Source organism: Variovorax sp. MPBD4-3 (assembly GCF_058809745.1).
In genome coordinates, this window is sequence record NZ_JBXASW010000003.1 from 39,978 (window position 1) to 54,852 (window position 14,875).

Here is a 14,875-nt window from a genome sequence, read left to right on the forward strand (position 1 = left end):
GCGCAAGAAATTATTCCGGAATCGCGGCCAGCGGCGCACCGCCGCGCGCACGGCCCAGCGTGCCGACGATCAGCGCTGCGACCAGCACCAAGGCGCCGCTGAGCACCATCGCGCTGGAGATGCCGTGGTTGTCGACCGTCACGCCGCCGATCAGCGCGCCGGAGGCGATGGCCACCTGGAAGCCGCTCACCAGCAGCGCCTGGCCGGCTTCGGGCGCGTCGGGCACGGCTTCCATCATCCAGCCGGTGAGCGCCACCGGGATCAGGCCGAAGGCCACGCCCCAGATCACGACCACCACCGCGCCCGGCACGAAGCCGGTGCCGATCACCGTCGACAGCAGCAGCGCCGTCGCGAGCATCAGCGCCGCCAGCAGGGTGGTGGCGCGCACGCTGCGTGCCACCAGGCTGCCGCCCAGGAAGGTGCCGATGAAGCCCACCGCGCCGTAGACCAGCAGCAGCGTCGACACCGAGTTGGGCGCGAGGCCGAACACCTGCTGCAGCAGCGGCTTCAGGTAGGTGTAGGCCGCGAAGTGGCCGGCGATGAAGAACAGCACCGCGAGCAGCCCGACCTGCGCCATGCGGCGCGTGAGCGGCGTGAGCAGGTCGCGTGCGCCGATGGCGCGCACCGGCGGAATCGCGGGCAGCAGCCACAGCTGCACCAGCAGCACCACCGTGGCGAGCGCGCCCGTCACCGCGAAAGAGGCGCGCCAGCCGAACAGCGTGCCGAGGAACGACCCCGCCGGCACGCCGAGCACGGTGGCGGCCGACACGCCGGCCAGCACGTAGGACATGGCCCGGGCCTGCGCAGCATGCGGCACCAGCTGCGTGGCGGCGGCCGGCGCGAAGGTCCAGAAGCCGCCCACGCACAGGCCGAGCAGCAGGCGCGCGACGAGCATGGTGGCGAAGTTGGGCGCGAAAGCGGCCAGCAGGTTCGACGCGATGAGCAGCGTGGTGAGCGCGATCAGCACGGTGCGCCGGTCGAGCTTGCCCGAGGCGACGATCAGCGCCGGCCCGGCGAAGGCGGCCAGCACGCCGGGCATCGTGACCATCAGGCCGGCCGTGCCGTCGGAGACGTTGAGGCCGCGCGCGATGTCGGTCAGAAGGCCGATGGGCATGAACTCCGTCGAGACCATCGCGAAAGTGCCGACCGCGATGGAGCCGACCGCGAGCCATGCGGAGCGGGTGGCCGCCACCGCTGGCGCTGCCGGGGCCGCCGGCACTGCGCAGACGTCGTCGATGCACGGGTTGCTGCTGGGTGAATTCATCATGGAATGCTGTCCTGGAGACGCACCGGCGGCGCACGCGCCAATGCTGGTAAGAGGGCATTGGAGTGTGCGAGGCGTCGCCTTCCCGACAAAGGGGCCGGCCGGCAGTAGTCAGTTTCCCTGCGGCGAACAATCGGGGGTCCTGGTGGCTATCGCCACCCGGTTGCAGGCCTCAGGCCTCTGCGCGCAGCACGCGCCCGTCGGCAATGAACGAATCGCCGATCAGCACGCGGAAGGCCGTGCCCTCGGGAAAGCGCGGCCGTGCCAGGGCCGGGGACAGGAATTCGATGGCCAGCGATGCAGGCAGCCCGCGCTCCAGTGCGTCGCCGGGCGGCACCACCCAGCGTGCCGAGAAGCCTTCCTTGTCGAGCACCAGCGCGCAGCGGTATTCGCCCGGCGCCACCGGCACGTCCTGCGACGGGATGGCCGGCTTGCGGAAGGTGAGCTCGACCAGCGCATGCGGCGTGAAGGTGCCCAGCGTGTCGAAGCTCGGAGGCGCATCGGTCACCGGCCTGGGCGCGCGGCGCGGCCGTTTGCCGATGAGCCACGCTATGACGTTGCCGATGATCGGCACCCACAGCACCATCAGCAGCGTGGCGATGTCGCGCGTGGTGCTGCCGGGCGTTGCGTAGTGCCGCACCACCGCGCCGCCGACGGCCACGCACAGCAGGATGGCGACGATCAGCTTGCGCCGGAACTGGATCCTGGTGGTGCTCATGGCTTGGGCGGCGCCGCTTCCGGGTAGGAGGGAATATCGGTTTCGTGGTCCAGCCATGGTTGCTCGTGCGAGGTCCAGATGTGCATCGACGGCCGCTCGCCCGGGTCTTCGTCGAGCGAGCCCACGCGCAATATCACCTGCGGCTGCGCCACCCATTCGGCGATCAGCTGCGTGCCGCAGCGGGTGCAGAAGTGGCGCAGCTTGCCGGGCGTCGATTCGAAGGAGCCGATCGCTTCTTCGCCCGCGGTCCAGCGGAAGTCGCCGCGGTCGGCGCGCGCGGTGGTGGTGAAGGCCGCGCTGTGCGCCTTGCGGCAGGTCTGGCAATGGCAGTGGACGATGGGGCCGGCGAGGCGCGTGGCCTCGTACCGGACGGTGCCGCAGAGGCAGGAGCCCTTCATGGCTTTTCCTTTATCGGTCGCAGTGTGGGGGTGGGTTGCGAGTCTAGGCCAGCGCGGGCACCGTCAGGCCACGCGCAGCACCGCGCCCGCCGGCAGCGCCTGCCAGTCGATCCATTCGCCGGCCGCCAGGTGCTGCGTCGGCGCTGCGGCGCCCGGCACATCGCCCCATTGCAGCGTGAGCGCGCGCGCGCCCAGCCGCAACGCGATCTCGAAGCCCGGCCAGTGCGCCGGCACGTGCGGTGCCAGCGAAAGCAGCCGGCCCTTCACGCTCAGGCCCAGCAGCGACTCCACCGCCGCGCGGTGCAGCCATGCGGCCGAGCCGGTGTACCAGCTCCAGCCGCCCCGGCCGAGGTAAGGCGCGGAACCGTAGATGTCGCCCGCCATCACGTAGGGCTCCAGTTCGTAGGCCGGCCCGCGCACGGGATGCCGCGCGCGGTGGGCGGGGCTCAGGCCCTCGAAGCTCTGCCATGCCGCCTCGTGGTCGCCCTGGTGGGCCTGCGCCATCAGCGCCCATACCGCGCCGTGCGAATACTGGCCGCCGTTCTCGCGCACGCCCGGCGGGTAGGCCTGGATGTAGCCGGGGTTGTTGGGCGAATTGGCGAAGGGCGGTGTCAGCAGCCGCAGCAGGCCGGCCGGCTCGTCGTGCAGCAGCTTCTTCAACGACGCCATCGCCGGTCCGGTGTGCGCATCGTCCGAAGCACCCGAGAGCACCGACCATGCCTGCGCGATCAGGTCGATGCGGCACTCGTCGTTGGCCGACGAGCCCAGCGGCGCGCCGTTGTCGAAGAAGGCGCGGCGGAACCAGGCGCCGTCCCAGCCGGCGTCGTGCAGCGCGGCGATCCAGCCGCTGCGCGCGGCCGTCCAGCGCGCGGCGCGTTCGTGGTCGCCGCGTGCCTGCGCGAGGGGCGCGAACTGCGCCACCACGCTGCACAGGAACCATGCGAGCCACACCGATTCGCCGCGGCCTTCGTTGCCGACGCGGTTCATGCCGTCGTTCCAGTCGCCGGTGCCCATCAGCGGCAGGCCGTGCACGCCGGTCTTCAGGCTGCGGTCGATGGCGCGCGCGCCGTGCTCGTAGATGCTGGCCGTCTCGCCGCTGCGCTGCGGGGCGTAGTAGGCGTCTTCGGCACCGTCCGGGATGGCGGGGCCTTCGATGAAGCCGGCGGTCTCGTCGAGCAGCGAGGCGTCGCCCGTCACCTCGACGTAGTGCGCCGACGCATAGGGCAGCCACAGCAGGTCGTCGGAGAAATGCGTGCGCACCCCGGCACCGCCGGGCATGTGCCACCAGTGCTGCACGTCGCCTTCGGGAAACTGCCGCGCCGCGTTCAGCAGGATCTGCTCGCGCAGCCGCGACGCATCGGTGAGCGCGAAGGCCATCGCGTCCTGCAGCTGGTCGCGAAAGCCGAAGGCGCCGCCGGCCTGGTAGAAGCCGGCCTTCGACCAGAGCCGGCAGGCCAGCGTCTGGTACACGAGCCAGCGGTTGACGAGCGCGTCGAACAGCGGATCGGGCGTGCGCACCTGCAGCCGGCCGAGCAGTTCGTCCCAGAAGGCGCGCACCTGCGCGAGTGCCTCGGGCACGTCGCGCTGGCGCCAGCGGCGTGCGAGCGCGAGCGCGGCTTCGGCGTTGTCGGCGTGGCCCAGCACGAAGCTGAAGCTCGCCGTCTCCCCCGCCGCCACGACGAATTCGCAGCCGATGGCCGCGCATGCGTCGAGCCCGCTGCCCGCGCGCTGGGCCAGTGCGTCGGGCACTTCGACGATGCCGCGCCCGGCGAAGAACTCGTTGCGGTCGCAAGTCCACTGCGTTGCACCGGGCAGGCCCGCGAGCAGCAGGAAGGCCGCGCTGCCGCCGAAGCCCGCGCTCGACTCGCGCTGTTCGCCGAACACGGCCGGCTGGTCCTCGGGCTTCCAGCAATGCACGGTGCGGCGCTCGCCGCGTGCCGCGCCCATCTGCCACTCGACCATCGAGAGCGCGCGCAGCCTGCGCTGGCCGCCGCCCTCGTTGCGCACGCGCACATGAACGATCTTCACGGCCTCGTCGCGGTCCGCGAAGAAGGTGGTTTCCAGCATGAGCGGACCCTGGCGGCACTCGAACACGGTGTAGCCCTGGCCGTGCCGCACCCGGTGGCGCGACTCGCCGTCGCCGCTGCCTGCGGGCGTGAGTGGCAGCATCTGGCGGGTCGCCACGTCCTGCAGCAGGTAGTGTTCGAAGGCCGGGTCCTGCACCGGGTCGTTCGCCCACGGCGTGACTTGGTGCATGCGGCTGTTGCCGGCCCAGGTGAAGCCCGTGCCCCACTCGGACACCTGGAAGCCGAAGTTCGCGTTGGCGATGACGTTGATCCATGGCCGCGGCGTGCGGCGGTCCGGGCCGACCTCGAAGTGGAACTCGCCCGTGGCGGCGTCGAACTCGCCGGTGGGCGCGCCGGCCGAAGGTACGGCGGCGGTGTGCGACAGCAGCGGCACGCCGCGCGGGGCGGCGGCATCGTCGGCGGCCGGGGACGTGTCGTTGCGGGCCTCATTGCGCGAATCATTGCGGGCCTCGTGCAGCGCCGCCACCTGCATCTCGAGCGAGCGCCCCTCGGCCGTGAACACCACCCGCGCCAGGCTGGAGAGCGCAGCCTTCTCGGAAGGCACCACGTCCTGGTCGCGCAGCAGGTAGAAGCCGGCCGTGTCGTTGCGCGGAAAGCTGTTCTGCGTCTGCTGCGCCACGCGCGAGCGCAGCGTCTCTATCTCGCGCTGCAGCGGCATCAGGTAGGAGTTGGGTTCGCCGTTGAGCACCACCAGGTCGCAGGCCACGCCGCCGAAGCCCCACCACGGCTGCGCGCGCAGCAGCGTGTTGATCAGGCCCATGCCGATCATCGAGTGGATGTGGACCAGCACGATGGGCTTGTCGCCCGAAATGCCGAAGCGCCAGATCTGCCGCAGGTCGATCAGCCCGCGGTCGCTCATGACGCGCGGCGTGGTGTAGGTGAGGATGGTCGTCAGGTCCTGCAGCGCCACGTTCTGCGCGGGCGCGATGCTCAGGTCGCGCAGCCGCACCTGCGCCAGCGTGGCGGCCATGCGGGTGGCGCGCTCCACGTGCATGGGCTGCATGTAGCGGTCGATGCCGGGCATCAGCGCCTCGATGCTCTGCGCGGCGGCGGTGGCGAAGCTCAGGCGCGCGGTGGCGCCCGGCGCGAGCGACAGGCGCACGCGCAGGCAGGCGATGGGGTCCAGGCCGTTCACCGGCCGGCCGTTGTGCGCGAGCGGCTGCGCATCGAGCGCCGGATCGGCCAGCGAGCGGTTGCGCCCGATGAAAGCGCGCCGGTCGGTCATGCAGTCGACGGACAGCACATTGGCGTCCACCGAGGCCAGGAAGTGCGCGGCCGCGGCCACCGCGTCGCCGTGCAGGCGCGGCTTGCGCGACATCAGCAGCGCGCGCCATGCCGGCTCCCAGCGCGACTCGACGAACAGGTTGGCGAACGCCGGATGGGCCTCGTCGGCCTTGGGGTTCGACAGCACGGGCTCGAAGTACGACAGCAGCTCGAGCGTGCGTGTCTCGTCGCCCGCGTTGTGCAGCGTGATGTTGCGCAGCTCGGTGTCGTCTTCCGGGCTGATGAGCACGGTGGTGCGCACCTGCAGGCCCGGGCCGGTGGCGTCGAACTGCACCTGGTCGGCCAGGAAGCGAGTGCGGTAGCGCCAGCCGTCGCCGGGGGCGGGCAGCGCGGTGAGGGAGGTCAGCGTCTGCCGGCCCTCGTCGCGCAGGTAGAAGAAGGTGCCGTAGCTGTCGCGCAGCGGATCGTCGCGCCAGCGCGTGACGTTGAACGCATGCCAGCGGCTCACGCCGGCGCCGTTGGCCCGCAGGGACACGGTGTAGCGGCCGTTCGACAGCAGGTGCGTGGGCTGGAAGCCCGGCGCCATCGGGTCGACCACGCGGGGCTGGAACAGCGGCGCCAGCTCGGCCTGGCCGGGCTCGGGCGGGGTTCGCGGGTCGGCGCTGCCGATGATCTGGCGCGGCGTGCGTTCGTGCAGCAGCGACTCGTGCGCCTGCACCAGCGCGGCGCTGCCGAACCAGCGGCGCGGCGCGTCGGCGCACAGCAGGTTGCACAGCGCCACCAGCGACATGCCCTGGTGGTGCGCCATGAAGTTGCGCACCACGGTGAAGTCCTGGCCTTCGGTCTGGCGCGAGACGGTGAAGTCGACTGCGTCGTGGAAACCGAACTCGCCGCGCGCGCCGAGCGATTCGAGCAGCTCCAGGTTGACCACCGCCGCCTCGGGCGCGAACGGCGCCGCCATCGCGCTGGCATAGGGCGCCACGACACGGTCGGCCGGCGGCGTGCGCCGCAGCGCCAGGCGCGGCACGCCGAAGGGCGAGTACTGGTAGGCCAGCGAATGGTCCTGCCCGAAGTACGCCGACTCCGAGACGCCCCACGGCAGGTTCTGCGCGCGGCCAAAGGCCTGCTGCTCTGCGATGGCGGCGACGTTGGCCACCTGCAGCAGGCCGTCTTCGGGCTCGGTCATCACGAGCGCGGGCATCACGTACTCGAACATCGAGCCCGACCATGATTTGAGGCTGGGCTGGAAGCCCACCAGCAGGAAGGGCCGGCCCAGCGCCATCCAGTGGCGGCGCGGCACGTCGCCCTTGGCGATCGCCAGGAAGCTCAGCAGACGCGATTCCGAGGCCAGCAGGTCGTAGTAGCTGGCGTCGAGCGCGTTCTCTTCCACGCGCAGGCCGATGTGGAACAGGTGGCGCTTGGCGTCGTAGAGGCCGCTGAAGTCCATGCCGTCGTGCAGCAGGTCGCAGCGAAGGGCCAGTTCCTCGAGCGCGGCCGCTTCCTGCGGCTGGCCCCCTTCGGCCGCGAACGCGCGGCAGGCCTGCGCCACCGTGACCAGGTGGCCGGCGAAGTTGCCGCTGTCCACGCTCGACACATACCGGGGCGGCAGGGGCGCGAGCGTCTGCGTGTCGTACCAGTTGAAGAGGTGGCCCTCGTGCTTCTGCAGGCGATCCACGGTGTCCAGCGTGGCCGAGAGGCGCGCCAGCAGCGCGGCGGTGTCGATCCAGCGGAACTCGCGTGCGCAGCAGGCGGCGAGCAGGTACATGCCGATGTTGGTCGGCGATGTGCGGTGCGCGATGGTGGGCTGCGGTTCCAGCTGCAGGTTGTCGGGCGGCAGGTGGTTGTCCTCCGGGCCCACCACGTGCTCGAAGAAGCGCCAGGTGTCGTGCGCGAGCTTGTCGAGGTAGGTGCGCTGCCCGGCGCTGAGCGGGTCGGCCGCCTTCGCTTCGACGCGGCTGCTCCACCAGGCCGCCACGGGCGCAAGCGCCCACAGCAGGAACAGCAGGGGGCCGACCACCGGGTAGGCGCTCCAGTGCGCGGCCACCGCGAGCACGAGGCACAGCACGCTGCTCACGGCCTCCTTGCGCAGGAACGGCGCCAGTTGCTGGCTGGCCTGCGCCTGCGCCTGAGCGGCCGTGGTCCATTCGAGCAGGTGCCGCCGGCTCACGACCAGCCGCCACGTCGCGCGGAACCAGGCGTCGAGCAGCAGCCGCGTCTGCGCACCCAGTTGCACGAACTGCCATGCAGCGCCCGCCATGGAGCGCAGCAGCTCGACCGCGCCCACGTCGAAGAAGTGGCGCAGCTCGATGGCGCGCCGCGTGGGCACCAGCCCGGCCAGCGCGCCGAGCAGCGGGCCGAGCATGAGCGCCGAAGCCACTGCCGCCAGCGCCCAGCCCAGCGGCAAGGCCTGCGTGAAGATCACCAGCGCGAGCAGCGCGAAAGAAGCCGGCACCACCAGCGAGCGGCGCAGGTTGTCGCTCATCTTCCACAGGCCCAGCGCGTCGATGCCGAAGCGGTGGGCGCGCCACATCAGCGGCAGCAGCTGCCAGTCGCCGCGCACCCAGCGGTGAACGCGCGACGCCGCGACGCCGGCATGGTGCGGATGGTCCTCCACGAGAACCACGTCGCTCACCATCGCGCAGCGCGCCACCGTGCCTTCGAGCAGGTCGTGGCTGAGCACCGCGCCGTCGGGCAGGCGATGGTCGAGCGTGGCGTGCAGGGCGCGCACGTTGAGCAGGCCCTTGCCGGTGAAGGAGCCGCTGCCGAACACGTCCTGGTAGATGTCCGACGCGCCGCTGCCGTAGGGGTCGAGGCCGCACTGGCCCGCGAACATCCAGTGGTACGGCGAGCGCTCGTTGCGCATCGGGAACGGCGTGACGATGCGCGGCTGCAGGATGCCGAAGCCCGCGACCACGCGCCGGCTGCTCGCATCGATCTCGGGCGCGTTGAGCGGATGGGCCGCGATCGACACCAGGTCGCGCAACGCGCCGGGCGGCAGGCCGGTGTCGCTGTCGAGCGTGAGCACGTAGGGCGTGCGGCCGGCGGCGAGCTGCTGGCCCGGCGCGAGCGGCAGGAAGCCGCTGGCGTCGCCGGCCGCGAGCAGGCGCACCAGCATTTCGAGCTTGCCGCGCTTGCGCTCCCAGCCCATCCAGCGCTGCTCGGTGTCGCTCCAGGTGCGCGGGCGATGCAGCAGCAGGAAGCGCGGTGCGGCGCCTTCGGCCGGCGGGTACTTGGCGTTGAGCGCGGCGATGCGTTGCAGTGCGTCTTCGAGCAGCGGCGTGTCGGTGGGCAGCAGGGCCTGCGCGGCGTCGGCCCAGTCGGTCAGCAGCGCAAACTGCGCGTGGGCTTCGCGGTTGGAGAGCCAGTGCAGTTCGAGCCGGTGGACCAGCTGCGCGTTGCCGGCGGTCGAGCTCAGCAGCGTGGGAATGACGACGAGGGCGCGGTGCCGCTCGGGAATGCCGGCGGCGAAGTCGAGGCGCGGCAGCGCCTGCACGCGCACCGATTCCGCCATGATGCGCTGGGCCAGCGCGATCAGCGCCTCGGACAGCGGCCAAGCCAGCAGCACCAGCGCCAGGACGGTGGTCCAGTCTTCGCGGTGCGGCAGGCCGTGCACCACCCAGGCCAGCAGCAAGGCGGTGCCGAGGGCCACCGAGCCCACGTAGACGGGCAGGCGCCAGCCGCGGCGGCCCCGCGGCCGGCCCAGTCGCTCCGCGCGCGGCGCGGCGCTGCCAGCCGGGCTGCCTGCCTGCAGCGCGGCGATCAGCGAGGGACGGCCTTGGCCGAAAAGGTAGTAGCCCGCGGTGCCGTCGGCCCGGCCGGTCTCGGCCCCGGCGTCCTCGGCCGGCGCGGCGGCGGCCAGCCGCACCACGGCCTGCGCCACTTCGCGCTCGGGCCGCTGGGTGCCGCGCGCCACCTGCTCCATCGCATGCGTGATCTGCTGGCGCGTGATCTCGCTCTCGTTCGCGAAGCTCGGCAGCTCGCGCAGCACGCGCAGCGAACGGCTCACCGGCTCGATCAGGTCGCTCCACTCGACCTGGCCGATCATGCGCAGCGTGGTGATGATGTTGCCGACCGTCAGGTTGGCGGCCGCCTGCGCGTTCTGCGCCTCGCCGATCAGCGCCGGGCCGTTGGGGCAGTGCTGTTCGGTCCAGCGCACCAGCGCGGGCGTGTCGTCGGTGCGCTCCACCGGCAGGCGCTGCCACAGTTGCGTGAGGTAGTTGTCCTGCAGGCCGTGGCTCTGCAGCGCGCGGTAGAGCACGTCGAGGTCCTGCTCGGAGAGCTTGGCCGCGCCGTCCCAGGCGGCATGCGCGACTTCGCGCGCGACCTTGTTCTCGGCGATGCTCTCGGCCATGCGCCGCAGGTTCTCCAGCAGCACCACGCGCAGGGTGGTGGGCAGCGCCCAGAGCTCGCCGAGCGTCAGTTCGTCGACGTCCTGGTAGGCGTTGAGGAAGGCGGTGAACAGCGTCTTGTTGAGCACGCTGTCGGTGTGGGCCACGTAGGCCCAGGCAATGCCGTATACACGCGGCAGGCCCGCGAGCGGCGGCGTGGCCAGCTTTGGCAGCCGCGCGTAGTAGCTGCGCGGCACGCCGTCATGGATCTGCTGGAGCTGCGCCTCGACCAGGTGGAAGTTGTCGAGCAGCCATTCGGCGGCCGGCGACACGTAGCGTCCGCTGAGCGATGTCAGCGCGATGTAGTCGAAGGCGCTGCGCAGCGACGCGAGGTTCTCGTCCACGCGCGGAAAAAAAGGCGCGGCCTGGTGGGTGCTGCGGTGGTCGTCTTCCACCACCTGGGCACGGGCCAGGCTGTGGCCGTGCTGTTCGAAGCGTTGTGCGCCGAAGAGTTCGGCGCGGATCGGAGGTGCTACCGGGTCGTGCGGGCCCAGCAGGAGGGTACGGGCGTAGTGACTGAGCCCCTCGAGGCGGTCGACAACGGCTGCGGCGCTCAAGTGAGGGAAAGCAGGCCGACGCCCAGGACGACTGCCACGCAGGCCATCGTCACGATCCGGCCGGCAGCCAGCGCGCGCACGCGCTGCATGTGGCTGCGCACCGAGAACCATCGCCCGTGGGCACGCGCGCAGTGGCGCATGTGGGAAGCCAGCGCTTCGAAATCGCTGCCGACGAAATCGATCTGCGAATGGGTAAGGGACTGCGGGACGGGCATGGCAACGGGCTCCTTTTGACGACTTCGAGCTGCCGCGCAATTGCGAGAACTTTGAACGTGCCCGACCGTACGCCTTTAAATGACCTTACGGGTGCCTCATTGCCGCGTGTTCACGTAGGAAGGGGCGCACAAGGCGCCCCTTTCGACAGCGAAGCGCCGCTGCGTTGTCAACCCGTGTTGCGCAGCCCCGCCGCCACCCCGTTGATCGAGATGTGGATGCCGCGCTGCAGCCTCTCGCCGCCGTCGCCCGCGCGGTAGCGGCGCATCAACTCGACCTGCAGGTGGTGCAGCGGGTCGATGTACGGGAAGCGGTGGCGCACCGAGCGCTGCATCTCGGCATTGCCCTCCAGCCTCTGCTTCGCGCCGGTGATGAGCGTGAGCGCGTCCGACGTGCGGTGCCATTCGGCATCGATCATCGAGAACACCTTCTGGCGCAGCTTGCGGTCGGTCACCAGTTCGGCATAGCGCGAGGCCAGCGCGAGGTCGCTCTTGGCCAGCACCATGTCCATGTTCGACAGCAGCGTGCGGAAGAACGGCCACTGCTCGTACATGCGCTGCAGCAGCGCCTGGCGCTCCTTCCTGCCGGCGGCGTTGCCGGCAGCCGCCAGGAACTGCTCGACGCCCGAGCCGAAGCCGAACCAGCCCGGAATGGTGAGGCGGCACTGGCCCCAGCTGAAGCTCCACGGCACCGCGCGCAGGTCGTCGATCTTGTGGCTCGGGTTGCGCGAGGCGGGGCGCGAGCCGATGTTGAGTTCGGCGATTTCGCGGATGGGCGTGGAGCCGAAGAAGTAGTCGCCGAAGCCGGGTGTCTCGTACACCAGCTTGCGGTAGGCGGCCATGCTCGCCGCCGAAAGCTCGCCCGCGGCCGACAGGAAGGCGGCGGGCGCCAGCTTGCCCTGCGGCAGCAGCGTGGCCTCCAGCGTGGCGGCCACCAGCGTCTCGAGGTTGCGCCGGCCGATCTCGCGGTTGGCGTACTTCGAGCCGATGACTTCGCCCTGCTCGGTCAGCCGGATCTGCCCGCGCACCGTACCGGGCGGCTGCGCGAGGATGGCCTGGTAGCTCGGGCCGCCGCCGCGCCCCACCGTGCCGCCACGGCCGTGGAACATGCGCAGGCGGATCGGGTTGGCCTTCTTCTTGTTGAGCTCGTCGAACAGCGCCACCAGCGCGATGCCGGCGCGGTACAGCTCCCAGTTGCTGGTGAAGATGCCGCCGTCCTTGTTGCTGTCGGAGTAGCCGAGCATCACGTCCTGCTCGGCGCCCGAGCGTTCGATCAGCGCCTGGATGTTGGGCAGCGCATAGAAGGCGCGCACGATGGGCGCGGCGTTGCGCAGGTCTTCGATGGTCTCGAACAGCGGCACCACGATCAGGTCGCAGGTCGCGTTGCTGTTCATCGCGCCGCGCAGCAGGCCCGCTTCCTTCTGCAGCAGCAGGGCTTCGAGCAGGTCGCTCACCGTTTCGGTGTGGCTGATGATGTAGTGGCGGATGGCCGCCGCGCCGTAGCGCGCGCGCGCGGCGCGGGCGGCCGCGAAGATGGCCAGTTCGCTCCTGGCGAGCGGCGAGTAGTCGGCGTCGGGCACGCGCAGCGGGCGGGCGTCGTCGAGCAGCTTGAGCAGCAGCGTCTGCTTGGCTTCTTCGGCCAGCGAGGCATACGAGGGCTCGATGCGCGCGGTGGCCAGCAGCTCGGCGATCACGGCTTCGTGCTTGTCCGAACTCTGGCGCAGGTCGACCGTGGCCAGGTGGAAGCCGAACACTTCCACCGCACGGATCAGCGGACGCAGGCGCGGCGCCGCGAGCACGCTGCCGTGCTTCTCGTCGAGCGATTCCTCGACCGTGCGCAGGTCGGCCAGGAATTCTTCGGCGGTGGCGTACGGGTTCTGCGGCGCGACCGCGTGGCGCGCCGCCTCGCCGCCGCTGAGCTCGCGCAGCGTGGCCGCCAGGCGCGCGTAGACGCCGGTGAGGGCGCGGCGATAGGGCTCGTCCTTGCGGTGTTCGCTGGTGTCGGGCGAACGCTCGGCCAGCGCCTGCATCTCGACCGTCACGTCGACCAGCGTGGCCGACAGCGACAGCTCGCCACCCAGGTAGTGCACTTCGGTGAGGTAGTGGCGCAGCGCGAGTTCGCTCTGGCGGCTGAGGGCGTAGTTGAGCGTCTCGGCGGTGACGTTCGGGTTGCCGTCGCGGTCGCCGCCGATCCACTGGCCCATGCGCAGGAAGGGCGCCACCGAAGGCGCGTGGCCGCCCTGGGCCAGCGCCTTCTCCAGGTCGGCGTACACGCGCGGAATCTCGCGCAGGAAGGTGGCTTCGTAGTAGCTCAGCGCGTTCTCGATCTCGTCGGCCACGGTGAGCTTGGAAAAGCGCAGCAGGCGCGTCTGCCAGATCTGCGTGACGCGGATGCGCATCTGCGTTTCGTTCTCCGCGAACTCGATTGGCGAGAGCGCGTCCTTGCCGCCGGCGTAGGCGCTCTGGCGCAGCTTGATTTCATCGCGCACGGTGAGCAGCTGCGCGATGGCGCGCTCGGCGTCCAGGATGCTCTTGCGCTGCACTTCGGTCGGGTGCGCGGTGAGCACCGGCGACACATAGCTGTGAGCCAGCGAGGCCACGATCTCGTCGGGTTTCACGCCGGCCTTGCGGATGCGGGCCAGCGCGGTCTGCAGGTCGCCTTCGGCGGTTTCGCCGGCGCGCTCGGCCTCGGTGCGGCGGCGGATCTGGTGGCGGTCCTCCGCCAGGTTGGCCAGGTGGCTGAAGTAAGTGAAGGCGCGAATGACGCGCACGGTTTCCGCGGCGCTCAGGCCCTTGAGCAGGTTCTTCAGCGCGCGGTCGGCGGCGTGGTCGGCGTCGCGGCGGAATGCCACCGACAGCGTGCGCACCTTCTCGACAAGCGCATAGGTTTCTTCGCCTTCCTGCTCCCGGATCACGTCGCCGAGGATGCGGCCCAACAGTCGGATATCGTCGATCAGCGGCTGGTCTTCGGCCTGACGGCGCTTGGGAGGAGCAGTTGTCTTGCTGGCTTTCATTCGATTTTTTTCCTGGTCTTGAATGGGTGCGCCGCCTGCGTTGTTGCGGCGCAACATGCTAGCATTCCGGCGGTTTGAAACATGTACTTTTGGGAACGGCCTTGAGCAATATCGTGATCGCCACGCGCGAAAGCCGGCTGGCCTTGTGGCAAGCCGAACACGTGCAGGCGCTGCTGCAGGAAAGAGGCCACACGGTCAGCCTGCTGGGCCTCACCACCACCGGCGACCAGATCCTCGACCGCACGCTGAGCAAGGTGGGCGGCAAGGGCCTCTTCGTGAAGGAACTGGAGCTCGCGCTCGAGGAAGGGCGCGCCGACATCGCCGTCCATTCGCTCAAGGACGTGCCGATGGACCTTCCCCAAGGCTTCGTGCTGCCCTGCGTGCTGGAACGCGAAGACCCGCGCGACGCGCTCGTCTCCCCCCGTTTTGCCTCGCTCGACGAACTGCCGCACGGCGCGGTGGTCGGCACTTCCAGCCTGCGCCGCGTCGCGTTGCTGCGCGCGCTGCGGCCCGACCTGCGCATCGAACCGCTGCGCGGCAATCTCGACACCCGCCTGCGCAAGCTCGACGAAGGGCAGTACGACGCGATCGTGCTGGCGGCGGCCGGACTCAAGCGGCTGGGGCTCGAAAGCCGCATCCGCGTGGCCTTCGACCCCGACACCATGCTGCCCGCGGCCGGGCAGGGCGCCCTGGGCATCGAGGTGCGGGCGGATCGCGCCGACCTCATCGAGCTGCTCGCCGCCATCACCCACCGCGGCGACTGGCTCTCCACCGCCGCCGAGCGCGCCGTGAGCCGCGCGATGGGTGGCAGCTGCTCCATGCCGCTCGCGGCCCATGCCCGATGGCAGGCCGACGGTTCGCTGCGCATCGACGCCGCCTGGGGCGACCCCGAAGGCAAGGTGCCGCTGGTGAAAGTGCACGCGCTGGCGCAGGCCGGCGACTTCGCCCAGGCCGATGCGCTCGGCCGGCAAGCAGCTGCCTTGCTGCGCGACGCCGGGGCCCACTGATTCCGG

7 protein-coding genes are annotated in these 14,875 nt (G+C 70.8%); 1 reads left to right on the forward strand and 6 read right to left on the reverse strand.

Annotated elements, in window-relative coordinates:
* Positions 1–10 precede the first annotated feature (10 nt).
* The 6 genes from AC1RVW_RS02255 to ppc all read right to left on the reverse strand — a co-directional run bounded on the left by AC1RVW_RS02255 (position 11) and on the right by ppc (position 13,862).
* Positions 11–1,267 (reverse strand): MFS transporter, encoded by a 1,257-nt coding sequence (locus AC1RVW_RS02255; RefSeq protein ID WP_081265847.1) that lies wholly within the window; start codon positions 1,265–1,267, stop codon positions 11–13.
* Positions 1,268–1,436: 169 nt separating this feature from the next.
* Entirely contained in the window at positions 1,437–1,982 is a 546-nt protein-coding gene (locus AC1RVW_RS02260; protein ID WP_106935318.1) for a hypothetical protein, read from the reverse strand.
* Positions 1,979–2,380 (reverse strand): GFA family protein, encoded by a 402-nt coding sequence (locus AC1RVW_RS02265; protein ID WP_106935317.1) that lies wholly within the window; start codon positions 2,378–2,380, stop codon positions 1,979–1,981. The genes AC1RVW_RS02260 and AC1RVW_RS02265 overlap by 4 nt, the downstream gene beginning before the upstream one ends.
* A 63-nt stretch (positions 2,381–2,443) precedes the next feature.
* Positions 2,444–10,636 (reverse strand): glycoside hydrolase family 94 protein, encoded by an 8,193-nt coding sequence (locus AC1RVW_RS02270; protein ID WP_493197776.1) that lies wholly within the window; start codon positions 10,634–10,636, stop codon positions 2,444–2,446.
* On the reverse strand, positions 10,633–10,851 hold the full coding sequence (locus AC1RVW_RS02275; RefSeq protein ID WP_081270055.1) for a hypothetical protein: 219 nt from the start codon (positions 10,849–10,851) through the stop codon (positions 10,633–10,635). The genes AC1RVW_RS02270 and AC1RVW_RS02275 overlap by 4 nt, the downstream gene beginning before the upstream one ends.
* A gap of 167 nt (positions 10,852–11,018) precedes the next feature.
* Positions 11,019–13,862, reverse strand: a complete 2,844-nt coding sequence (ppc, locus tag AC1RVW_RS02280; protein ID WP_493197778.1) for a phosphoenolpyruvate carboxylase — start codon at positions 13,860–13,862, stop codon at positions 11,019–11,021.
* 101 nt (positions 13,863–13,963) lie between these two features.
* Here ppc and hemC point away from each other — a divergent pair, with 101 nt between their 5' ends.
* Positions 13,964–14,869 (forward strand): hydroxymethylbilane synthase, encoded by a 906-nt coding sequence (gene hemC / locus AC1RVW_RS02285; protein ID WP_234382752.1) that lies wholly within the window; start codon positions 13,964–13,966, stop codon positions 14,867–14,869.
* The last annotated feature ends 6 nt before the right edge of the window (positions 14,870–14,875 follow it).